Annotated in this window: 18 protein-coding genes; 8 read left to right on the top strand and 10 right to left on the bottom strand. The window is 72.8% G+C overall.

The genetic code is table 11. The features are described 5' to 3' along the window. Positions 1 to 642: 642 nt before the first annotated feature. Positions 643 to 1,653: a GlxA family transcriptional regulator gene (locus ACF1AK_RS20535; protein ID WP_391500227.1), complete on the bottom strand. Its 1,011-nt coding sequence runs from the start codon at positions 1,651 to 1,653 to the stop codon at positions 643 to 645. Positions 1,654 to 2,135: 482 nt separating this feature from the next. On the opposite strand from ACF1AK_RS20535, the gene ACF1AK_RS20540 reads away from it, so the two are divergent. Together ACF1AK_RS20540 and asnB are read left to right on the top strand one after the other, a co-directional pair. Continuing rightward, positions 2,136 to 3,272, top strand: a complete 1,137-nt coding sequence (locus ACF1AK_RS20540; protein ID WP_391500228.1) for an MFS transporter — start codon at positions 2,136 to 2,138, stop codon at positions 3,270 to 3,272. A 1,736-nt stretch (positions 3,273 to 5,008) separates the two neighbouring features. After that, complete coding sequence (gene asnB, locus ACF1AK_RS20545; protein WP_391500229.1) at positions 5,009 to 6,859, top strand: asparagine synthase (glutamine-hydrolyzing); 1,851 nt, start codon at positions 5,009 to 5,011, stop codon at positions 6,857 to 6,859. 226 nt (positions 6,860 to 7,085) lie between these two features. Here asnB and ACF1AK_RS20550 read toward each other — a convergent pair whose 3' ends face one another. The 4 genes from ACF1AK_RS20550 to ACF1AK_RS20565 form a co-directional block, all read right to left on the bottom strand. Next, on the bottom strand, positions 7,086 to 7,667 hold the full coding sequence (locus ACF1AK_RS20550) for a methylated-DNA--[protein]-cysteine S-methyltransferase (protein ID WP_391500385.1): 582 nt from the start codon (positions 7,665 to 7,667) through the stop codon (positions 7,086 to 7,088). A 110-nt stretch (positions 7,668 to 7,777) separates the two neighbouring features. Beyond that, positions 7,778 to 8,566 (bottom strand): MBL fold metallo-hydrolase, encoded by a 789-nt coding sequence (locus tag ACF1AK_RS20555; RefSeq protein WP_391500230.1) that lies wholly within the window; start codon positions 8,564 to 8,566, stop codon positions 7,778 to 7,780. A 67-nt stretch (positions 8,567 to 8,633) separates the two neighbouring features. Continuing rightward, a complete protein-coding gene (locus ACF1AK_RS20560) occupies positions 8,634 to 9,629 on the bottom strand; it encodes a GlxA family transcriptional regulator (protein ID WP_391500231.1) in 996 nt (331 codons plus the stop codon). A gap of 342 nt (positions 9,630 to 9,971) precedes the next feature. Beyond that, positions 9,972 to 10,226, bottom strand: a complete 255-nt coding sequence (locus ACF1AK_RS20565; protein ID WP_391500232.1) for a hypothetical protein — start codon at positions 10,224 to 10,226, stop codon at positions 9,972 to 9,974. 337 nt (positions 10,227 to 10,563) lie between these two features. Between ACF1AK_RS20565 and ACF1AK_RS20570 the strand changes: the two genes are divergently transcribed. Together ACF1AK_RS20570 and ACF1AK_RS20575 are read left to right on the top strand one after the other, a co-directional pair. Beyond that, on the top strand, positions 10,564 to 12,042 hold the full coding sequence (locus ACF1AK_RS20570) for a purine-cytosine permease family protein (protein ID WP_391500233.1): 1,479 nt from the start codon (positions 10,564 to 10,566) through the stop codon (positions 12,040 to 12,042). 302 nt (positions 12,043 to 12,344) lie between these two features. Next, positions 12,345 to 14,081: an NAD(P)/FAD-dependent oxidoreductase gene (locus ACF1AK_RS20575; RefSeq protein WP_391500234.1), complete on the top strand. Its 1,737-nt coding sequence runs from the start codon at positions 12,345 to 12,347 to the stop codon at positions 14,079 to 14,081. A gap of 81 nt (positions 14,082 to 14,162) precedes the next feature. Here the strand turns inward: ACF1AK_RS20575 and ACF1AK_RS20580 are convergent, their stop codons facing one another. Further along, positions 14,163 to 15,377, bottom strand: a complete 1,215-nt coding sequence (locus ACF1AK_RS20580) for an FAD-dependent monooxygenase (RefSeq protein ID WP_391500235.1) — start codon at positions 15,375 to 15,377, stop codon at positions 14,163 to 14,165. A gap of 231 nt (positions 15,378 to 15,608) precedes the next feature. On the opposite strand from ACF1AK_RS20580, the gene ACF1AK_RS20585 reads away from it, so the two are divergent. Beyond that, positions 15,609 to 16,151 (top strand): DinB family protein, encoded by a 543-nt coding sequence (locus tag ACF1AK_RS20585; protein ID WP_391500236.1) that lies wholly within the window; start codon positions 15,609 to 15,611, stop codon positions 16,149 to 16,151. A 177-nt stretch (positions 16,152 to 16,328) separates the two neighbouring features. On the opposite strand, the gene ACF1AK_RS20590 is transcribed toward ACF1AK_RS20585, so the two are convergent. Beyond that, positions 16,329 to 17,105 (bottom strand): dienelactone hydrolase family protein, encoded by a 777-nt coding sequence (locus ACF1AK_RS20590; RefSeq protein ID WP_391500237.1) that lies wholly within the window; start codon positions 17,103 to 17,105, stop codon positions 16,329 to 16,331. A gap of 265 nt (positions 17,106 to 17,370) precedes the next feature. Here ACF1AK_RS20590 and ACF1AK_RS20595 point away from each other — a divergent pair, with 265 nt between their 5' ends. After that, positions 17,371 to 18,402: a medium chain dehydrogenase/reductase family protein gene (locus tag ACF1AK_RS20595; protein WP_391500238.1), complete on the top strand. Its 1,032-nt coding sequence runs from the start codon at positions 17,371 to 17,373 to the stop codon at positions 18,400 to 18,402. A gap of 159 nt (positions 18,403 to 18,561) precedes the next feature. On the opposite strand, the gene ACF1AK_RS20600 is transcribed toward ACF1AK_RS20595, so the two are convergent. Continuing rightward, positions 18,562 to 19,266, bottom strand: a complete 705-nt coding sequence (locus tag ACF1AK_RS20600; RefSeq protein ID WP_391500239.1) for a hypothetical protein — start codon at positions 19,264 to 19,266, stop codon at positions 18,562 to 18,564. Between the two features lie 349 nt (positions 19,267 to 19,615). Between ACF1AK_RS20600 and ACF1AK_RS20605 the strand changes: the two genes are divergently transcribed. Further along, on the top strand, positions 19,616 to 20,719 hold the full coding sequence (locus tag ACF1AK_RS20605) for an NADH:flavin oxidoreductase/NADH oxidase (protein WP_391500240.1): 1,104 nt from the start codon (positions 19,616 to 19,618) through the stop codon (positions 20,717 to 20,719). Between the two features lie 172 nt (positions 20,720 to 20,891). Continuing rightward, on the top strand, positions 20,892 to 21,887 hold the full coding sequence (locus ACF1AK_RS20610; protein ID WP_391500241.1) for a hypothetical protein: 996 nt from the start codon (positions 20,892 to 20,894) through the stop codon (positions 21,885 to 21,887). On the opposite strand, the gene ACF1AK_RS20615 is transcribed toward ACF1AK_RS20610, so the two are convergent. Together ACF1AK_RS20615 and ACF1AK_RS20620 are read right to left on the bottom strand one after the other, a co-directional pair. Further along, on the bottom strand, positions 21,850 to 22,254 hold the full coding sequence (locus tag ACF1AK_RS20615) for a hypothetical protein (RefSeq protein WP_391500242.1): 405 nt from the start codon (positions 22,252 to 22,254) through the stop codon (positions 21,850 to 21,852). The two genes, ACF1AK_RS20610 and ACF1AK_RS20615, sit on opposite strands and share 38 nt — an antisense overlap. Positions 22,255 to 22,343: 89 nt before the next feature. Next, positions 22,344 to 22,790 (bottom strand): MarR family winged helix-turn-helix transcriptional regulator, encoded by a 447-nt coding sequence (locus ACF1AK_RS20620; RefSeq protein ID WP_391500243.1) that lies wholly within the window; start codon positions 22,788 to 22,790, stop codon positions 22,344 to 22,346. Positions 22,791 to 22,855: the final 65 nt, after the last annotated feature.

Raw genomic sequence — 22,855 nt, forward strand, 5'->3', positions numbered from 1 at the left:
AGCCCGGGGAGGGCATGCGGGCGCGGCTTCCAGTGCGCGGTGATCCCGCGGCCGGGAGAGCGTGCGGGTACGGCCAGGCCACCACGCACCACCTCCTGCCGCGTCCCGGGAGAGTGCCGCGCATACGGCTGCGGGCACGCAGTACCGCACCCGGGAGGGTTCCCGACTGCGGGAGCGATCCCACGCACCCTGGGATGCCGAGCCCGGGGAGGGCATGCGGGCGCGGCTTCCAGTGCGCGGTGATCCCGCGGCCGGGAGAGCGTGCGGGTACGGCCAGGCCACCACGCACCACCTCGTGCCGCATCCCGGGAGAGTGCCGCGCATACGGCTGCGGGCACGCAGTACCGCACCCGGGAGGATTGCGGACCGCCGAAGGAGCCCAGCGAACTGCGTGACGCCGCACACCGGAAAGGATGTCGCGGCTGCGGCTGCGGGCCCATGGCGGTTCCGCGCCCGACAGGCCGCCGAGGCGAACAGGTCCCCGCACACCCCGGGCATGCCGCGCCAGGGGAGGACGTCACGGGCGCGGCCTCGACCGCCCGACGGCGCCGCACCCGAAAGACAGGACCACGCAGACGGCAACGCTCCCCCACGCACGGCCCCGCACCGCGTCCCGGGAAGGACGCGGACACGCAAAGCGCGTCACGACTTGGGGACCGCCGCCGCGGGCGCGCCCGCGGACCCCCACTCGGCCCTGCCCCGGCCACGGAACCAGCGCCGGTAGGAATCCGGAGGCACCCCCACCGTGCGCGTGAAATGCCGGCGCAACGTCGCCGCGGTCCCCATCCCCGTCTGCGCGGCAACCTGCTCCACACTCAGATGAGTGGTCTCCAAAAGCCGCTGCGCAAGCTGCACACGCTGGGTCAGCAGCCACTGCAAAGGCGCCATCCCCGTCCCCGCACGAAAACGCCGCACCAACGTACGACGGCTCACGTTCGCCTGCTGCGCCATGACCTCCACCGTCACCTGCTGGTCCAACCGCTGCGCCGCCCAGGCCAGCACCTCCGTCAGCAACGGATCCTCCGCACCCGGCTCCCCCGCACAAGCCGGCACCGGCGGGGACGGCACCTGCTCGTCCGCCCCCTGCAACGGCGTGACCAACCGGTGCGCCAACGCCTTCGCCACCGCCGGACCGTGATCCACCCGCACCAGATGCAGGAACAGATCCAACGTCGCCGCCCCACCCGCCGACGACAGCACATCCCCCTCGTCGACACACCACGCCTCCGCGTCCACCCGCACCCGCGGGTAACGGGCCGCCAGCAGATCCGCGTGCGCCCAGTGCGTGGCCACCCGCCGCCCGTCCAGCAACCCCGCGGCCGCCAACACGAACGCCCCGGTATCCGCACACACCATCCGCGCACCGGCCTCATGAGCCCCCCGCAGCGCATTCAACAGACCCGCCGACGGCATCCGCGTGACCTCCGGCCACCCCAGCACCACCACGGTGTGCGCCTTCGCGAGCTCCTCCAGACTGCACAACCGCTCGATCCGGCACGCATCACAGCTGTCCACACTGTCGACCACATACGCCGCGAAGTCGTACCACGGATCAGCCAGCGCCGAACGGTCGACACCGAACACCTCACGCGCCGCCGCAAGATCGAGACCCGAGATTCCTGCAGCAAAAACCAAAGCTAGAGAAATCGGCATGACTCATACCGTCACCGCCGGAACGTTCCCGGTCAATAGAGTCTTGCCGAAGTATCCGGCAAATACCGTGACACGACACGGAACCCGCGGACAGGAACAGCCCGCACAGCATCAGCATAGCACCGGCGCAAGAGCACGGGAGCCACTTCTTTATCCCCGCGGACCTGCCGAAGTCGTGGACGACCTGCCACCGCCCACCCACACCCGCCACCCCGCCCACCCCACCCCACCCCACCCCGCTGACCTGCACACACGCCCGGAACCCCGGACTCCGCCACCACCACCCTGCCCCGCTCCCCGAAAGGGTGATGTCGCAAAGCTGCCAGTCTCCCTCCCCGGGACCTGCTGGACTGGTCGCGCACCGAAAGGCCCTTCACAGGACGGAATTCATGGCCTCAACGACGACCGCCACATCGCTCGAAGGCGGAACCGGCCGGCCCCTGCGATCACCCGTGATCGAGTGGCTGGCGGTATTGTCGGTAATGCTGGGGATCTTCTCGATCGTCACAACCGAAATCCTCCCGATCGGACTGCTCACATCGATCGGCTCCAGCTTCACCATCTCCGACGGGATGGCGGGGCTGATGATGACCATGCCCGGATTCCTGGCGGCGATCTCCGCACCCCTGGTCACCGCCGCCACCGCACGCATCGACCGCCGGCTCATGCTCGCCGTGTTCATGCTGCTGCTCGCCCTGGCGAACTTCCTCGCCGCCGCAGCACCCGACTACTGGCTGGTCCTCGTCTCCCGCGTCATGGTCGGCATCACCATCGGCGGCTTCTGGTCCATCGGCGCAGGACTCGCCGAACGCCTCGTCCCCCCCGACAAAGTCGCACGAGCCGTCTCCGTCATCTTCTCCGCCGTCCCCCTCGGCTCCGTCCTCGGCGTCCCCGTCGGCACCTTCATCGGCGACATCGCCGGATGGCGCACCGCCTTCGTCGTCATGGGCGTCCTCACCGTCGCCATCCTCGCCCTCCTCCTCGCCGTCATGCCACCCCTGCCCCCCACCGAGACCACCCGCCTGAGCGTCCTGCGCGCCCAGTTCCGCAGCACCAACACCCGCTACGCCCTGGCACTGACCTTCCTGATCGTCCTCGCCCACTTCGGGACCTACACCTACGTCACCCCCTTCCTCGAACAGGTCACCCACGCCGGCTCCCGCGCGATCACCGTGTTCCTCCTCATCTACGGCGCCGCCGGCATCGCCGGCAACTTCCTCGGCAGCTCACTGGTCACCCGCCACCCCCGCACCGGCTTCGGCGCCGCCGCCGCCCTCCTCGCCACCGCCACCCTCCTGCTCCCCGTCCTCGGCCACAGCGACACCGGCGCCATCGCCCTCCTCATCGTCTGGGGCATCGCCTACGGAGCCGTCCCCGTCTCCTCCCAAACCTGGTTCGCCAAAGCCGCACCCACCGCCCCCGAAGCCGCCTCCGTCCTGTTCACCGCCTCCTTCCAAGCCACCATCTCCCTCGGCGCCCTCATCGGCGGCAGCATCGTCGACCGCACCTCCCCCTCCACCGTCATGACCCTCGGCGGCCTCACCGCCACCCTCATGGTCCTCACCACCCTCCTCCACCTCACCCGCCGCCACACCTGGCCCACCACCCCCCAACCCTGACCACCCACCACACCCCAGCAACGCGGGCACCCAGCCACGCAGCACCCAGCCACGCGGCACGCGGCAACACCACACCCGGGCAACGCGGTGCCCACACCAACCAGGGCACCGCACCACCCACCACACCCCACCCACACCACCCCAACACCACCGGAGCGACGCAACACCCGGCAGCCGGCAGCCGCGCCAGCACCACCGGAGCCACGCGGCACGCAAGCACCACCCCCGGGCCACACGGCCCCACACCGGAGCCACACGGCACGCGCCACACCCGTGCACCACCCGTGACGCGACACCCGCACCCGCCCCAGCACCACCCCGCGCAATCCGAGCAACACCGCACCACCGGGGCAACGCGGCACCCGCACCACCCCTGCACCGCCCGCACCACCCTGCGCCATGCACCACCGCACAGGGGCAGCAGATACGCCGGCCCCCGCACCACCCGGAGCCACACGCAACGCGCCACGCCCCTGCACCACCCGTGACGCGAGACCCGCACCACCCAAGCACCACCCCCGGGGCCACACGGCCCCACACCGGAGCCACGCGGCACCTCCGGCCGGCCCCAGCACCACCCGCGGAACCCGAGCAACACCGCACCACACCACCGGGAACCACGCAGCACCCGCACCACCCCGGCACCACCGGAGCAACGCGGCACCCTGCGCGATGCACCACCCCGGGCAACGCGCACGCGCAACACCCTGCACCACCGTGACGCGCCACCCCCGCCGGCCCCGCCACACCGGAGCAACGCGGCACCTGCCACAACCCGCACCACCCGAGCACCACCCCGGGGCCACGCGGCCCCACACCGGAGCCACGCGGCACGCGCCACACCCGCGCACCACCCGTGACGCGACACCCGCACCCGCCCCAGCACCACCCCGCAGAACCCGAACAACATCGCACCACACCACCGGGAACCACGCGGTACCCGCACCGCCCCTGCACCACCGGAGCGACGCGGCACCCGCGCGATGCACCACCCCGGCAACGCGGCACCCGCCACACCCCGCGCCACCGCAGCACCTGCACCACCCTGCGCCATGCACCACCGCGTGGGGCAGCAGATACGCCGGCCCCCGCACCACCCGAGGCCACACGCAACGCGCCACACCCGTGCACCACCCGGGACGCGGCACCCGCACCACCCAAGCATCACCCCGGGGCCACACGGCCCCACACCGGAGCCACACGGCACGCGCCACACCCGCGCACCACCCGTGACGCGACACCCGCACCGGCCCCAGCACCACCCCGCAGAACCCGAACAACACCGCACCACCGGAGCAACGCGGCACCCCCGCGATGCACCACCCCGGGCAACACGCACGCACAACACCCCGCACCACCCGTGACGCGCCACCCCCGCCGGCCCCGCCACCACCGGGGCCACGCAGCACCCGCCACACCCCTGCACCTGCACCACGCTGCGCACCTGCACCACCGCAGCGACACACCACGCGCCACACCCCCCTGCACCACCGGCACCACCGCGTGCCGTGGCACCCGCGCCGCCCTCGGCACGGGTGCGCCGCCGCACCCCGGCGGCACACACACCGAGGCCCGAACGCACCACGGCACCACGGCACCACACCCGTATCCCGCCCCACCCCACGGCGCCCCGCACCCCGGCCCGCCCGCACGGGCCCGGCACCACGGGCGCCCACCCGCGCGGCCCGGCACGGCCACGCCCCCCGCCACCATCACCTACCGAGAGGACACCACACATGTGCGGAATAGTCGGCTGGGTGGACTTCGAGCGTGACCTGACCCTCGAACACGCCACCGTCAACGCGATGACCGACACCATGGCCTGCCGCGGCCCCGACGCCGAAGGCACCTGGATCGACCGCCACGCCGCCATCGGCCACCGCCGGCTGTCCGTCATCGACCTCGAAGGCGGCCGCCAGCCCATGGTCGCCGAAGAGGACGGCCGGACCCTGGCCGTCCTCACCTTCAGCGGCGAAATCTACAACTACCGCGAACTACGCTCCGAACTGACCGTCCTCGGCCACCGCTTCCGCACCAACAGCGACACCGAAGTCGTCCTGCGCGCCTACCTCCAGTGGGGCCACGACATGGTCCACCGCCTCAACGGCATGTTCGCGTTCGGCATCTGGGACATCCGCCGCGAGGAACTCGTCCTCTACCGCGACCGCATGGGCGTCAAACCCCTCTTCTACTTCCCCACCCCCCACGGCGTCCTCTTCGGCTCCGAACCCAAAGCCATCCTCGCCAACCCCGCCGTCCCCCGCCGCGTCAACGCCGACGGCCTGCGCGAGATCCTCGACATGGTCAAAACCCCCGAACACGCCCTCTTCACCGGCATGGCCGAAATCCGCCCCGGCCACCTCGTCCGCGTCGGACGCCAAGGCCTCACCAAACACCGCTACTGGGCCCTCGAAGCCCGCGAACACACCGACTCCCTCGACACCACCATCACCACCGTCCGCGAACTCCTCGAAGACATCATCTCCCGCCAACTCATCTCCGACGTCCCCCTGTGCAGCCTCCTGTCCGGCGGCCTCGACTCCTCCGCCGTCACCGCCCTCGCCGCCAAAGCCCTCAAAACCCACGGCGCCGGCCCCGTCCGCTCCTTCTCCGTCGACTTCGTCGGCGCCGCCGAAAACTTCGTCCCCGACCCCCTGCGCGCCACCCCCGACGCCCCCTACGTCCGCGACCTCGCCGAACTCGTCCAAGCCGACCACAAAGAAATCCTCCTCGACAGCGACGACCTCAGCGACCCCGCCATCCGCGCCGCCGTCCTCGCCGCCACCGACCAACCCCCCGTCTGGTACGGCGACCTCTGGCCCTCCCTCTACCTCCTCTTCCGCGCCGTCCGCGAACGCTCCACCGTCGCCCTGTCCGGCGAATCCGCCGACGAACTCTTCGGCGGCTACAGCTGGTTCCACGACCCCGAAGTCCTCACCGCCGAAACCTTCCCCTGGCTCACCACCACCCCCGCCCCCTTCTACGACGGCACCCCCCTCTTCGACAAAACCCTCCTCACCCACCTCAACCTCCCCGAACGCCGACGCCAGAGCTACCACGACGCCATCGCCGAAGTCCCCACCCTCCCCGGACAAACCGGCCTCGAAAAACGCATGCGCGAACTCGGCTACCTCAACCTCACCCGCTTCGTCAACACCCTCCTCGACCGCAAAGACCGCATGAGCATGGCCGTCGGCCTCGAAGTCCGCGTCCCCTTCTGCGACCACCGCCTCGTCGAATACGTCTTCAACACCCCCTGGGCCATGAAAAAATTCGACGGCCGAGAAAAAAGCCTCCTCCGCGCCGCCACCCGCGACATCCTCCCCCCCTCCATCACCCAACGCGTCAAAGCCCCCTACCCCAGCACCCAAGACTCCGGCTACGAAAAAAACCTCCGCGACCGCCTCGCCGAAACCCTCACCAACCCCAACGCCCCCATCCACCCCCTCCTCGACCTCAAAAAAACCCACCAACGCCTCAACACCCCCATCACCAACGAAAGCACCCAAATCACCCGCATCGACCTCGAAGTCCCCCTCGCCCTCAACGCCTGGCTCCACACCTACAACATCACCATCGACAACTAACACCACCCCACACCAACCAGCCCCAGGACCGTCTGGCCGCCCCCCGGAGAAGAAGGAAGAGCACCACCGGAAGCGCTTTCCGGCGGGTTTCGGGAGTGGGCGATGTCCTGGCGGTGGGCTCTGAGGCGGGTCGAAGGGTCGTCCCACGGCTCTGCGGGAGCTGTCTCCCGCAGAGCCGGAACCGCCCCGCCCTCATGGCTGCGGGAGGAGCACAGGCCAGGGGGGATCAGAAGAACGTGGTCTGCTCGGCTCCGCCCGTGCCCGCGAGTGCGCGCTCGTGGTCCAGCAACCGGCGCTTACGGTGAAGACCGCCCCCGTAGCCCGTCAGGCTCCCGTCCGAACCGACCACCCGATGGCAGGGGACGATCACCCCGATGGGGTTCTTTCCATTGGCCAGCCCCACCGCCCGCGCCGACGTCGGGCACCCGATGTGCCGGGCCAACTCCCCGTACGTCCACGTCTGCCCGCACGGGATCTCGCACAACGCCGCCCACACCCGCTTCTGGAACTCCGTCCCGTGGAACTCCAGCGGCAGGTCGAAGGAATGGGACCGCCCCGCGAAGTACTCCCCCAACTGCCGCACCGTCTCCCCGAACGGCTCCTCCTCCCACCCCTCCAGCCGGCACCCGAACGCCGACTCCGCCGGCCGGTGCCGCTGACCCTCCATGTACAGACCCACCAACCGGCCGCTCTCGCCGACCAACGTCAACCACCCATACGGACTGTCCACCACCGTATGGACACGTGACAGCGGCACTCCACGTACCACCACAAACCACCCCACTCCGAAACACTGGAACAAACCCATACGCACCACCAGCATGACCACCCCACCCACACCCCAGCTGGCGGAAAACCGACACCGTCCTCCCGTGGCCGCCGCGTTCGGCTCGGTCGTCGAACCGCACGGTCCCGCGGTCACCCTGATGCAGTCCGGGGCTCCGATGGGGCGTTCTCCGGGTCCTGCGGTCTGGTCCTCAGCCGACCCCGGGCAGCGCGGCGTTGGAGGCGGTGCTGTTCCGCGGCCGCCCAGCGGGCGGCGCGGGCCGGGTCCAGGGGGGTGCCGTGGCCGACATGGAGGCGGGTGGGCTTGAGGTCGAGCATCGCACGGAGGCTCGCGAGGTTGGCGAGCGGGTCGTCGTGGAAGGGCGGGTTGGCGGGGCGGCCCCGGATGAGCCCCATGAAGGAGTTGGCGATGAGGTCGCCGGCCACCAGTTCACCGTCGTCGGTGAGGACGGAGACGGAACCGGCGGTGTGGCCCGGGGTGGGGATGACGCGGCCGTCGACGCCGAAGTCCGCGAGGCCGCTCTCGCCGTGGACGAGGAGGTCGGGCTCGAAGGGTTCGGTGTGTTCGTGGAGCTTCGGGTTGCGGGCCATGAGCCGCCCCATCGGCCCGGTGGGCAGGTACGGTTCGCGGACCCGGCCGGTGCGGTAGGGGCCCAGGTCGGCGGCGTGCGCGGCGATCGGCGCGCCGGTGAGGCGGCGCAGCTCGGCGGCGGATCCGAAGTGGTCGATGTGGCCGTGGGTGACGACGAGGAGGCGGATGTCCTGCGGGTCGACGCCGTGGGCGGCGACCTGGTCGACGATGCGCCGGCCGCTGCCGGGTGTCCCGGCGTCGACGAGGACCGGGTGGCGGCCGAGCAGGAGGTAGGCGTTGACGGCGTGCCGGCCCAGGACCGGTATCGGGATGACCTTGGTACGGGACAAGGGGGTTGCTCCCAGGGAGTGTGAAGGGCGTGCTCGGCGAGTGGTGCGGCTCGGCGGGCGGCGTGGCTCAGCGAGCGGTGGCGTGCGGCCGGAACCGGCGGCGGTACTCGGCCGGGGTGGCGCCGAGGCGGCGGCGGAAGGCCCGGTGCAGGGTCTCCACCGAGCCGAGCCCGCTGGCGGCCGCGATGTCGGGCAGGCTGCGCGCGGACTCTTCGAGGAGACGGCGGGCCGCCTCGACCCGGACCGCCTCCAGGTAGCCGGCCGGGGTGCGGCCGGTGCAGTCGCGGAAGACCCGGGTGAAGTGGCGCACGCTCAGGTGCATCCGGGCGGCCATCGCCTCGACCGGGATCCGTTCGGCGAGGTGGTCGTCGATCCAGCGGCGGAGTTCGTCGATGCGGTCGTCGGTGCTGCTCTGGAGGGAGAGCGGCACACTGAACTGGGTCTGCCCGCCGGGGCGTTTGACGTACATGACCATGGCGCGGGCGGCGTCGAGGGCGAGCGCCGGTCCGTGGTCCTCGGCCACCATGGCGAGGGCGAGGTCCAGGGCGGCGGTCACGCCCGCGCAGGTCCAGATCCGCCCGGCCCTGATGAAGATCGGATCCGGGTCGACGTCGATGTCCGGGTACTGCGCGGCCAGCTGACCGGCAGTCAGCCAGTGGGTGGTGGCGGGCAGGCCGGCGAGGAGTCCGGCCTCGGCGAGCAGGTGGACGCCGGCGCACACACCGCCGACCCTGCGGGCGGCCGCGGCCGCGCCGGGCAGGAACGCGACGACGTCCCGGTCGACGACGGCGCGGTACCGGCCGTCGACGCTGTCCATGGCGCCGGCCACCAGGAGGGTGTCGACGCCCGCGCCCACCTCGGCCAGCGACCGTCCGGCGACCAGGCCGACGCCCGCGGCGGTCGGCAGCGGGCCGCTCCGCGCGGCGGCGATCTCGACCCGGTAGGCGGGTGCGTCGCCTCCGACCAGCCGGGAGGCGACGGAGAACACCTCCGCCGGGCCGGTCACCTCCAGCAGCTCGACTCCGGGGAACGCGGCGATGACGACGGTACGCGGTTCAGGCATACCTCGATCCTTCCGCCGCCCGGAGCGCGTCCGCAACGTCGGGGTTCTGTCACATCCGGCCGTCGGGGGCATGGGCTGCGGGGTGTCCGGAGGGGCCCTGGTGGTGTGCGTGGTGTCACACCGGGGCGCTTGGCATGCACCTGCGGAGAAGTCCCGTCGTGGCCACCCCGGTCACGGTGGCCACACTGTTCGGCGCGCCTCCTCCGCCGGGCGGAAGGGGGAGAGCACCGGGCCTCCCGCCCCGGCGCCCCGACGCGTGGCGGGGGTCGACGGAACGGGAGGCCTGCCGGCACGAGGAGCCGGTCACGGCGGCCCGGAGCGGACCGCCGGCGGAACCCGTGCTCAGCTCACACAGGTGACGATGACCTGCCAGTATCCGGGCGAGATGAGCTCGTTCTCCTGGCTGCACTGGTCGTTGGTGTAGCCCGCGGCGTGCGCGGCGGCCCAGGCCCGGGGGGCGGCATAGGTCGGGTTGACGCCGTAGGCCTTGAAGTACCTGATCGCGGTGGCCGACGCACTGGTCGTGACACCGGCGAGGCCGAGCAGGGCCGCCGTGGTGAGGGTTACGGCGGCGACGCGGCGAGGAAGCGAACCCATGGCTGTACTCCACATTCTCTGGTGGATCGCGCGGGACTCCGGCATGTGCAATGTCACTGCGAACAGGGACTGTAGCAACTCATGTGACGGTCCGACAGATGTGCGACGGGCGACGGCGAGCGGGGCCCGATCATGCCTGCGGCGCGGCTCGACGGTGACCGACTGCGCACAGGCGGTGACGGGCAGGACGGGGTGCGGGCGGCGAGGGAGGCGGGCCGAATCCGGAGCGGATGCAGGCAAAGTAGGATGAACAGCTCACGCGCTACGCGCGAAGAGTTCCATAAATATCCGATTTGCCCATTTCATCTCCCGCTTTCCCACGCACGGAGCCACCCTCATGGACAACCCGTCCACCGTCGACACCGGCGGCGCGATCGAGACGCGCGGCATCGAGCCCGTCCCGGACCACGAGCGCCGGGGCACGGTCCGCGAGCTCTTCCCGACCTGGGTCGCGGCGAACATCAGCGTCCTGCTGCTCACCATGGGTGCGGCCCTGGTGGTGTTCAACCGGTTGAACTTCTGGCAGGTCCTGATCGTCGCCGCGTGCGCCGCGGTCGTCTCCTTCGGCCTGGTCGGCGTGCTGTCGGTCTCCGGGAAGTGGGGCGGGGCCCCGGGCGCCACGCTCTCCCGGGCGGCCTTCGGCGTGCGCGGCAACCTGTTCCCCGGCGCGATCCTCTGGGTCGCCCGGTTCGGCTGGGAGACGATCAACGCCGTCACCGGCGCCTACGCCGTGCTGACCGTCCTCGACCTGCTCTTCGGCGTACGGAGCAACACGGCGCTGATCGTCGTCACGCTCGTCGCCTTCGTCGCCTGCACCTTCCTGGTCTCCGGCATGGGCCGCAAGGCGCTGAACCTCTGCAGCACCTGGTCGACGTACCTCTTCGGCGTCTTCAGCATCCTGGTCCTGGGCTACCTCCTCGCGACCATCCACTGGAGCGAGGTGTTCGCCAGGCCCGCGGGCACCACCGCGATGATGATCGCCGGCATCGGGACCATCGCCGCCGGCGGCATCAGCTGGGTCCCCACCGGTCCCGACTTCGCCCGCTACCTGCCGCACAGCGCCTCCGGCCGGAAGATCGCCGGCGTGACGGTCTCCGGCGCCGGCCTCGTCATGGTGCCGATGGTGCTGATGGGCGCCGTGATGGCGGTCGCCTCCCCCGGCCTGGCCGAGGCCGCCGACCCGGTCTCCTTCCTCGGCGACCTGCTGCCGACCTGGCTGGCCGTGCCCTACCTGCTGACCGCCGTCGTGGGCATGCTGCTGATCAACAGCCTCTCCATGTACTCGGCCGGCTTCACCGCGCAGACCATGGGCGTGAAGCTGCCGCGCGCCCTGGCGGTCAGCATCAATGCCGTGATCTCGCTCGTCGCCGGCCTGCTGCTGATGCTGGTCGCCAAGAGCTTCCTCGGCTCCTTCATCACCTTCCTGACCCTGCTCGCCGTCTCCTTCTCCGCCTGGATCGGCGTCTACGCGGTGGACATGGCCCGGCGCCGCTCGCGCACGGTGCGCTACGACGCCGCCGCGCTGATGGACACCGGCAGGACCAGCCGCTACTGGTACAAGGGCGGCTTCTGCTGGCAGGCGATGACGGCCTGGAGCCTCGCGCTGCTGACCGGCCTCGCCTTCACCCGCTGCGACTGGTTCGCGGGACCCCTGTCCGACACCCCGGTCGGCAGGTACGGGCTCGCCTGGGCGGCGACCATCGCGATCTCCGCCCTGATCATGGCCGCCCTCCCCGCGCCCCGGGAGAACGCCCCCGCCGCGGCCGGGCAGCCGACCGCCCCGCGGACGGCACACGCCGAGCGGGTCACCGTCTGATCCCAGGACGCCACAGCCGCCGCCCGGACCGGGGTGGCGGCCGGAGAGCCCGCCGGCGGACCGCCGGCGGGCTCTCCGCGTGCGGGGCCCCAGGCCGACGGCGCGCGCTCCGAGCGCCGGTCACCCCCCGTTCGACACGCGTGAGGAGCCCGCTCCCGCAATGACGGAGGGGCGGGACGACCCGGTGTCATGGTTGGTGTACGTAGCGCATCCCCCTGGCCCCGCTCCCGCCCGCTTCGCCGGTCGTGCGTCGGCGGGACCGGCCCTCGGGGGTGGAAGCCGACCAGAAAGGCACGGAAGCCATGACCCACGACAAGCGCCCGGTGATCCTCCTCGCCTACTCCGATCCGGTGCGGGGCGCGGACCTGGCCCGGCAGGTGGAGGACTACTTCTACGGCCACTACCGCGTCCAGGGCGTGTTCACCTACGACGACGCCGTCCACGCGAGCGCGGAGCTGCGCGAGGCGCCCGAGCTGGCGGCCGTCCTCGCCGACGAGCGGATCGCCGACGGCGGGCACACCTTCCTCCAGGAGTCCGCGACCGCCCTGCCGGACGTCGGCCGGCTGTCGCTGGTGCCCGGGACGCAGGCGGGCCCGGACGCCGGACGGGCCCCCGGTGACGAGGGCGGCGTGCGGCGGGTCACCGTCCCCGCCGACGCGGAGGGGGCCCTCGACGAGCCGCTGGAGCTCGCCCTCGAACGGACGCTGTACGAGCGGGTCCTGCCCGACCAGGCGACCGTCGTCGTGCACGGGCACCGGAAGCAGCGGGAGGTCTTCGTCGTCGAGCGGTTCCTGCGCCTGAACGGGGTGGCGTACGCGCACGACGAGAAGGACCCCCCGAGCGGGAAGAAGGTGCTGGTCACCGTCCAGAAGCCGAAGGAGAACCCGGTCTCCCTGGCCGATCCCTCCCTGATCGGGCTCGCCCACGAACTGGGCCTCGTGCTGGAGGCGACGCCCGACTCCAAGAGCGGCGAGTACGTCTGCGACGTCGCCGTCGTGGGCGGCGGGCCGGCGGGCATCTCGGCGGCCGTCAACCTCAAGGCGCTCTACGGCCAGACCCCCCTCATCGTCGAGGAGTTCGCCCCGGGCGGGGAGGCCGCCACCGCGATCAACAGGATCACCAACTACCTCGGCTTCCCGGACGGGATCGAGGCGGCGGAACTGGCCAACCTCTGGCACCGCCACGCGGACACCTACGGGATCGCCTGGATCCCCGGCCACCGCGTGACCGACGCCGCCAAGGAGGCCTCGGGCGACCACCCCTTCACGCTGACCGCGACCCCGAGCACCGGGGACCGGGACAACACCCAGGCCGACGTGGGCACGCCGAAGAAGGTGCGGGCGAGGTCCGTCGTCCTCGCGTTCGGCCTCAACATCCGGAGGCACGAGGGCAAGGACGCGGCCACCTACGCGGGGGTGGGGCTGTACTACAGCGCCCTGCCCGGCGACGCCGACCTGTACCGGGACACCAAGGACCGCGTGGCGATCATCGGCGGCGGTGACACCGCGGCCCTCGCGGCCATCATGTTCGCCGAGGCCGGCATCCGGACGATCCTGATCGTCCGGGGTGCCCTGAAGGACGACATGCTGGAGGCGAGCGCCTCCCGGATCAAGGCGCTGAGCGACTTCGTGGAGGTCCGCGAGGGCACCGTCGTCCGCGAGTTCATCGGCGAGACCGACACCACCACGAAGCTCCCGAAGCTCACCAAGGTGCTGGTGGGCCCGGCCGACAAGCAGAAGCCCGCCACCGACACCCTGCCCGTGGCGGCCGCCTACGCGCTGATCGGCGCCGAGGGGTTCGACGAGACGACGAAGGCGTGGCTGACGGCCCTGAAGGTGAACATCCTCAAGAACGGCCTGGAGACCGTACCCCCCGCCGACCAGCACGCCTCGTTCAACATGACGCACGCGGACGGCGTCTTCGTCGCCGGTGACGCGCGTGCCGGCACCGTGCGGCGCATCGCCGAAGCCGTGGGAGACGGCGGATCCGCCGCCCTCGGCATCTACAACCACGACCACCCGCGCCCGGTCAAGAAGTAGACCGCCCCGGCCGGGGCGGGCGGGGGCGAGCGGGCCCCCGCCCGCCGCGGCGGGGTCCCTCCCCCGGCGGGCGTCAGGACGTCAGTAGTCGGGCAGGTCGAAGAGCGTGGCGGCGCGGAAGGCCGCCTCCATCTCCGGGCCGGGCTCGTCGTAGCCGCCGAAGGGCCCGGACTCCTCCGGGGCGCCGGCGGTCAGGCGGGCACCGGTCAGGTCGAGGATGGCCTGGTTGGCGGCGACGTGGTCGCGCAGGCGCCGCTCGTACGCGGGGTAGGCCGTGCGGTGGTCGCCGTCGGCCGCGTGCAGTTCGCCGGCCAGGACGTAGGCGGCGGTCAGGGCCACGCTGGTGCCCTGGCCGGTGAGCGGGGAGCAGCAGTACCCGGCGTCGCCGAGCAGCGCGACCCGGCCGTGCGACCAGCGGTCCATCCGGATCTGGGCGACCACGTCGTAGTGGAAGACGTCCGTCTCCCCCAGTGCCGCCAGGAAGCGCGGCACCTCCCAGCCGATCCCGGCGGCCTGCGCGGCGACCAGCCGGCGCTGGTCGGCGGGGTCGCGCGGGAGCATGCGCTCGACCGGCTCGTCGGAGCCGAAGCCGAGGAAGAAGCGCAGTTCGACGTTGTGGCGCACGGTCATCGCCATGCAGATCCGGTCGGCCCGGCCGACGGGCCGGTGGATCACCTGCCAGTGGTCGAGGCCGAGGTGGTTGGGCACGCTCCAGGCGGCGATGTAGGCGCCGATGGGGTGCAGGTGGTCGCGCTCCGGGCCGAAGACCAGGCGCCGGGTGTGGGAGTGCAGGCCGTCGGCGCCGACCAGCAGGTCGTAGGAGCGCTCGGAGCCGCTGCGGAAGCGCACGTGGACGCCCTCCTCGTGCTGGACCAGGGTGTCGATCGAGTCGTCGAAGCGGTACTCGACGCCCCGGCCGGCCACCTCGCCGATCAGGTGGGCGAGTTCGTCGCGCAGGATCTCGACGTCGGGGCCGTCGACCGGCCCGCCGCTGGCCGTCCACTCGGTGGTGCGGCTCAGCTCGCGGCCGTCCGCGTCGACCACGGACATCCCGCGCAGGCCGGTGCGGCGTGCGCGGACGCTCGTCAACAGGCCCATCCGGTCGACGACTTCGAGGGCGTTGCCGCGGATGTCCACCGGCTGGCCGCCGCCGCGCAGCGACGGGGCGCGCTCGACGACGGTGACGCGGAAGCCGTAGCGGTCCAGCCAGTGGGCGAGGGCGGTGCCGGCGATCCCGGCGCCGGAGACCAGGACCGAGGTCGGGCGCGAGTGGTGCGGCCGGGTGCTGTCGGACATGACGTGCCTCCCTTGGATCGTGTGCTGCCGTGCACCAGGCTCCCGGCCGCCGCCGTCGGCGCGCCGGCATACCGCCGTCACCGCTGTCGCGCCGCCGACAGGCTGCTGACAGGACGTCACTTCACGGACGGGCGGCAGTCGAGGACAGGATCTGACCTACATGCCTCCTATCGTGGAACACGTCGGACGGCAGGGGCCGCCGGCACCGGAAGCGCCGACGGAGGAACAGCCATGAGCGACACCGCGACCACCACCGCCCCCACGGTCACCGGCGAGCGGGCCGACCTGTTGGCGCAGCTCGCCCTGCAGCGCCACTTCCTGCGCCACACCACGCGCGACCTGAGCGACGAGCAGGCCGCGCTGCGCACCACCGCGAGCGAACTGTGCCTGGGCGGCCTGATCAAGCACGTCGCGTCCGTCGAGCGGGCCTGGGTGGGCTTCATCCTCGAAGGCCCGTCCGCGATGCCCGACTTCGCCAACCCGACGCCGGAGGACCTGGCCCGGCGGGCCGACGTGTTCCGCCTGCTGCCGGGCGAGACCCTGGCCGGGGTGCTGGCCGCCTACGAGGAGGTGGCGGACCGCACCGACGCGGTGGTCGCCGCCCTGCCGGACCTCGACGCCTCCCAGCCGCTGCCCGCGGCGCCGTGGTTCGAGCCCGGCGCCCGCTGGTCGGCCCGCAAGGTGCTGCTGCAGATCATCGGCGAGACCGCGCAGCACGCCGGCCACGCCGACATCCTGCGGGAGTCCCTGGACGGCGCCAAGTCGATGGGCTGAGCGGCTGCGGGCGGTCCGCCCCCGGCGCGCGTCCTGGGACGTGCGGCGGGGGCGGACCGCTTTCGGCCGGGGGCCCGGTGGGGCGGGGTTCCGGCGGACGGGACGGCGGTCGGCGGGCTGCGGCCGGCCGAGGCGGCGGTCAGCGGGCTACGGCCGGCCGAGGCGGCGGTCGGCGGGCTACGGCCGGCCGAGGTGCCGGGCGAAGAAGCGCAGCGCGGAGTCCGCTTCGAGGGCCGGGAGGTCGCCGTGCCGGCCGGGGTTGGCGTGCAGGGTCTTCTCGGCGGAGCCGAAGGCCTCGAACAGGGCCAGGCCCGTCGCGCGCGGGACCCGCTCGTCGTCCCACTGGAGCAGGAACCGCACGGGGACGGTGATCCGCGCCGCCTCGCCGGCCGAGGCCAGGGCGCCGCCGAGGCCCAGGACCGCCGCGCGCACCCGGGGTTCGGCGGCGACGAACGGGACGCCGAGTCCGCAGCCCAGTGAGACGCCCCAGTAGCCCACCGGTCCGGCGCCGACGTGGCCGAGCCGCTGGACCGCGTCGAGCACGGCACGCCACTCGGGGACGGTCCGCCGCGCCACCAGGGCGTGGAACTGCGCGTGGAACTGCGCGAGGAGCGGCGCCGGCTCGGCCCCGGCCTCGATGCGGGCCCGGTTGGCGGTGGCGATCCGGTCGTACTCCTCGTGCACGGGCCGGTCGCCGTGGCCGGGCACGTCCGGTGCGACCACCGCGAAGCCGCACTCGGCGACGAGCCGGCGGGCGCGGTCCAGGACGGCGGGGGCCTTCTTGTGCTCGCCGCCGCCGTGTCCGAGCAGGACCAGCGGCCGGGGGCGGGCGGGGCCGGTGCGGCCGAGGGGGTCGGAGGATCCGTCCGGGGTCCAGAGCGCGCCGGGGGTCTCCCCCAGGACGAAGAGCTGCTCGCGGATGCCGCCGGACGACGTGTCCGTGGTGAAGTGCATAGCGGTACGGGCCTTTCGGGGTGCCTACTGCGGGCACTCCCGGGCCATGCGAGGGAGGGGTGCCCGACCTGTCACAGCGTTGATCGGTCCCACCTCCTCGGTTCGCAGCGGCGCACGGCGAGCCGGACGTTATCACGCGGCGGCGCGGCAGCGCCGTGGAGTGAGAGGGTCTCACGGAAGTTGTTGACACTCACGACGGCAAGGGGTTACAACTTATAACGAACACGAGAGCACGAAACCAACCAGCGAGAAGGAGGGCGTGGCCATGTCCGACCAGCGCCTGCTCGAAGTCGTCCTGCCCGGCGTGGTGGCCCCGGAGGGCCTGGAACTGCGCTACGGAACGGTGCCCGGGGCCGGGCCGGGCCGGATCCTGATCGGCGTGGAGGCGACCGGGGTCTCGTTCGCCGAGCAGCAGATGCGCCGGGGTCGGTACTACGACCAGCCGCCGTTCCCCTTCGTCCCCGGCTACGACCTGGTCGGCCGGGTGCTGGCCACCGGCGAGGGCGTCGATCCGGCGCTGACCGGCCGGCGGGTCGCCGCGCTGGTCAAGGTCGGCGGCTGGGCCAGCCACGTGGCACTCGACGCGGCGGACGTGGTGCCCGTGCCGGACGGCCTCACGGCGGCCGAGGCGGAGACCGTGGTGGTCAACGGCATCACCGCCTGGCAGATGCTGCACCGGCTGGCGCGGGTGCGCGCCGGGCAGACCGTCCTGGTGCACGGAGCGAGCGGCGGCGTCGGCTCCGTCCTCGTCCAACTGGCCCGCGCGGCGGGCGTGTCGGTGATCGGCACGGCCTCCGCCCGGCACCATGACGCGCTGCGCGGGCTGGGCGTCGTGCCCGTCGACTACCGGGCCGGTGACGTGCCGGCCCGGGTGCGGGAGCTGGCGCCCGGCGGGGTGGACGCGGTGTTCGACCACGTCGGCGGGCGCAGCGTGGTCGACTCCTGGCAACTGCTCGCCCCCGGCGGCACCCTGGTCGCCTACGGCAGTGCCTCCACCCGCGACGACAGCGGCTCCAAGCAGTGGCCCGTGCTGAAGATCCTCGCCCGCACCTGGGCCTGGAACGCCCTGCCCAACGGGCGCCGCGCCCGTTTCTACAACATCTGGGCCGGGCGGGCCCTGGGCAGGGACGGCTTCCGCGCCCGGCTGCGCAGCGATCTCGCCGAGGTCTTCGAAGCCGTCCGCCGCGGCGACGTGGCCGCGCGCGTCGCCGCCGAACTCCCGCTCACCAGTGCCGCGGAGGCGCTGCGCCTGGCCGAGTCCGGCACGGTCAGCGGCAAGGTGGTCCTGATTCCCTGACGGGCGTGCGGGAGTCCCCGGCCGGCTGCCGGCACCGTCCCGGCACGGACGCCGTTCCCTCCTGAGAGCCCTTCAGCCCGCGGGCCGCGCCCGCGCAACCGGACGACCTGCGCGCGGTTGCGGGCGTCCCGGTGGCCGGACGCGCCGGTCGTCCGGGTGTCAGCAGCCCCGGTTGTCCCCGGGCAGCACCAGGCCAGCCGTCACCAGGCGCCCGCCGGTCACCCTGATCTGCTGGCTGTAGGGGCCGGTGGGCTCGCCGCTCGGGGGGACGATGTTGAGCCGTTCCGGCAGTTCGGTGTCCTTGACGGGCGCCCCGGTGTGCACCACGGACAGGACGCCGCTGCACTGCGAGGTGGCCGGGGGCGTGCTGCCCGGGGCGACGCCGTTGGCCGGGCCGAGCAGCACCTCGACGGTGTCCAGCGGGCGGTAGGAGTAGGACGGCCGCCCCGTCGCACCGGCGCCGACGTTGGACAGCCGCACCGCGAACCGGGTGATCTTCACCGGGATCGGGGCACAGGCCCGCTTGGTCTCCTGGGTGTCCAGGTGCAGGCCGTCCAGCGCCATATAGACGCCCAGGTCGATGATGCGCAGCGAGCCCGGGAGGCGGACCAGGTAGCCGGCGAGGTCGCCGTCCCCGAGCAGCGCGGGGTCGGCGCAGGTCTCGGTGGGCGAGGGCGTGCCGTCCGGCGACGGAGTGTCGGCGGTGCTCGGCTCGCCGGACGGAGTCCCCGCCCCGCTGCTCACCGTCACCGTCCGCGACAGTGACGGCGACCCGGCGGCCCGGTCCGCGCCGCCGGAGGAACAGCCCGCCGCCCCCAGCACGGCGGCCGCCGCCACGACGCCGATGAACACCTTCGCACCCATGCCCCCACCTTTCCTGGAACGACGACGATGATGTCAGAACTCGCAGCCTGGAGTGGCCAGTTCGGAGAAAGACCGCGCCCCGGCGGTCAGCCCGCGGGGGCGAAGGCGGCCCGCACGATGCGCTCGGCGACGGGGAGCACCTGCCGCAGGAACTCGGCTTCGGCTCGGGCATGACCTGCCGGCGGCGCCCGGCGGCCTGGAACGAAGGCGGACCGGCCCGTGGCAGGCCGGAGGTTGGGAACTTGCCTTATGCCGCGCATGCAATTATTGTTTCCGCAGAGATTGCGGCTGCAATCACTCCTGGGCACGTCTCCTCTCCTCCGTCTGCCGATCCGATCAGGAGCCCGACATGAGCACCAGCCTCTTCAGCCCCTACACCCTGCGGTCGCTCACCATCCCCAACCGGATCTGGATGCCGCCGATGTGCCAGTACAGCGCCGCACCGGACGGCGAGGCGGCGGGCGTCCCCAACGACTGGCACTTCACGCATCTCGCGGCGCGCGCCGCCGGCGGCACCGGGCTGATCATCGTCGAGGCCACCGCCGTCACCCCCGAGGGCCGCATCTCGCCCTACGACCTCGGGCTGTGGAACGACACCCAGGCCCAGGCCTTCCGCCGGATCACCGCCTTCCTCAAGGCGCAGGGCACCGTGCCCGCGATCCAGCTCGGCCACGCCGGACGGAAGGCCTCCACCGAGCGCACCTGGGTCGACCGCGGCCGCGCGCTCGCCCCGGAGGAGGAGCACGGCTGGACGCCGGTCGCCCCCAGCGCCGTTCCCTTCGAATCCGGCCGGGTCACGCCGCAGGAGCTGACCGTGGAGCAGATCGGCGAGATCGTGGGCCAGTTCGCCGACGCCGCCCGGCGCGCGCTCGACGCCGGGTTCCAGGTCGTCGAGGTGCACGGCGCGCACGGCTACCTGATCCACCAGTTCCTCTCCCCGCACAGCAACCGCCGCACCGACGCGTACGGCGGCTCCTTCGAGGGGCGCACCCGCTTCGCCCTGGAGGTCGTCGACGCCGTCCGCGCGGTGTGGCCCGAGGACCTGCCGGTGTTCTTCCGCATCTCCGCGACCGACTGGCTCACCGAGAACCCCGAGGACGACCGCGAGGGCTGGACCTCCGAGGAGACCGTCCGGCTGGCCAAGGAACTGCTCGCGCACGGCGTCGACCTGCTCGACGTCTCCACCGGCGGCATCGCGCCCGACGCCAGGATCGAGGCCGCCCCCGGCTTCCAGGTGCCGTTCGCCGAGGCGGTCCGCACCGGGACCGACCTGCCGGTGGCCGCCGTCGGCCTGATCACCGAACCGGCCCAGGCCCAGCAGATCCTCACCGACGGCCGCGCCGACGCCGTGCTGCTCGGTCGCGAACTGCTGCGCAACCCCTTCTGGGCCCGCCACGCCGCCACCGCCCTCGGCGGCGAGGTCAGCATCCCGGCGCCGTACCACCGGGCGTAGCGAACGCACCGCGCGGAGCAGGAAGTCGGCCCGGCCGACTTCCTGCTCCGCGCTTTCCCGAGGACCCCGCAGGGTGCGGGCGTCCGGCCACCGAAATGGAACGTGCGGCCGGCCGGTGATCCACTAGAGTCCGCCCGGCATCGTCAGGGAAGTCCGGACCCAGGGAGTCTTCATGCGCGGGGCACGTTCCGCCGTCGTCATGACCGTCACAGCGGCCGTCCTGGCGGGCGGTCTCACCGGCTGCGGGAGCTCCGGTGGCGGCGGTGCCGAGGGCCGGCCGTCACCGGCGGCCACCGTCCCGGCCACCGCGACGGCGGCCACGGCGACGGCCGGGGGGACGGCAGCCGGGGGGACGGCGACGGCCGCGCTCGATCCTGAGGCGGCGCTGGCGGCGGCGGCCGAGGTGATGCGCCGGGCCGGCAGCGCCCGGTACACCCTGTCCGGCGGAGACGGCAGCGCGGCCGTGCCAGGTACGGGCTTCACCCGCTGGGCGGACGGCCCGGCCGTGCTCGACTACCTCGCCGACGATCCGGGCACCCGGCTCAGGATCCGGATGGCGGGCAACGAGGCGTACTTCGGGCCCACGGAGCAGGTCGCGGCAGCGGTGGGCGAGCAGGTGATCTGGGTGAAGGCGACCTTCATCCTGTGGCGCAAGCCGTTCTACCCGCAGCTCAGCCTGGTGATGGACCCGGTGAACCTGTTGACCCTGGCCCGGGCGGGCTGGCTCGACAGGGTCGGGACCGAGACGGTCGACGGCGCCGAGGTCACCCACTACCGCGACATCGAGGACGTCGACGCCGTGCTGGGCGGGATCCCCGGTCTCACCGCCGAGCACCGGCCCCACGCCGAGGTGGGGCTGAGGAAGAGCGGCAAGGCGTTCGTCCTCGACTTCTGGATCAACGCCGAGCAGCAGCTCGTCCGCTTCCGCCTGACCGGCGACAAGGAGGGCGCGGCGGACGCCGTCACCGTGACGTACTCGGCGCTGGGCACCGCGCCGGCGATGGAGGCCCCCGACCCGAAGGACATCCGGACCTCCCCCGACCTCGACAAGTTCCTCGGCCCCTCGCCCGCCGAGGAGGGCCCGGGGCCGGACGCCGTGCGAGCCGGCTCCGGCGCCGGGCTGCCCCGGGTCACTCCCCCGCCGGCCCGGTGGACGGCGGGGGGCTGAGGTCGGCCGGGGGCTTCCGGGTGAACATGAGCTCCTCCAGGGCCGCCACGAGCGCGGCCCGGCTCCTGGTGGTCCAGGTGCCGAGGTAGGTGTGCTCGCGGGTGACGGTTCCCCGTCGCTCGTAGCCGGCGAGGTGGAGGAAGTCGGCGACGTAGCAGCCGTCGGGATCCCCCTCGGGCTCCCACCGGACGTCGAAGCAGAGACCGCCGTCCACCAGGTGGCCGCTCACCAGGACGGATCCGGCGAGCCATCCGACGGTCTCCGGCGAGGGGTCCACCGCGTAGAGGCTGTTCATGTCGATCGTCCAGCCGGGGGCCACGCGCAGCGGCTGCAGCCGTCGCCAGGTCTCGCCCATGTCCTTTGCCACGTCCTCTCGACCGCCCGTGTGCCGGCCCGGCGCCCCATGGTCGCAGATGCGCCGGCGGGGGCCGGTCCGAGGACGGTCATGGCGGCCGGTCAGAGCCGGTCGTACACGGCGGAGAGGCGCTGGAGGACCTCGGCGGCGCTGTCGAGGGCGGCGGGGTCGTAGTCGGCGAGGTCGGTGTCGAGTGCTTCGGCGAGGGCCCGCCGGCGGCGCTCGTGGCGTTCGCGGCCGATGTCGGTGAGGGCGACGAGGACGGAGCGCTTGTCCTCGGGCGGGCGGGTGCGGGTGACGTAGCCGGCCGCGGCCAGACCGTTGACCAGCTGGGTGGTGGCGGCGCCGGTGGTCTCGGTGCCGGCGGCGAGCTGGCTGATGGTCAGCGGGCCCTGGTCGGCGAGGGTGCGCAGGGCACGGGCGTGGGTGAGCGAGAGGGCGCCCGGGGTGCGGGTGGCCCGGCCGCGCAGGCGGGCGTCGGCGGCGCTCAGTCGGTAGGCGGCGCGGGCCAGGCGGTCGAGGGCCTGGGCGCGGTCGGGCGAGGTCATCGGCACTCCTTCTCAGCGGTCCTGGTCGCCGGGCGGGCGCGGCGGGCACCCTCCGGCGGGCTTGA

The sequence above is a fragment of the Kitasatospora sp. NPDC015120 genome (assembly GCF_043080305.1).
Classification (GTDB): Bacteria; Actinomycetota; Actinomycetes; order Streptomycetales; family Streptomycetaceae; genus Kitasatospora.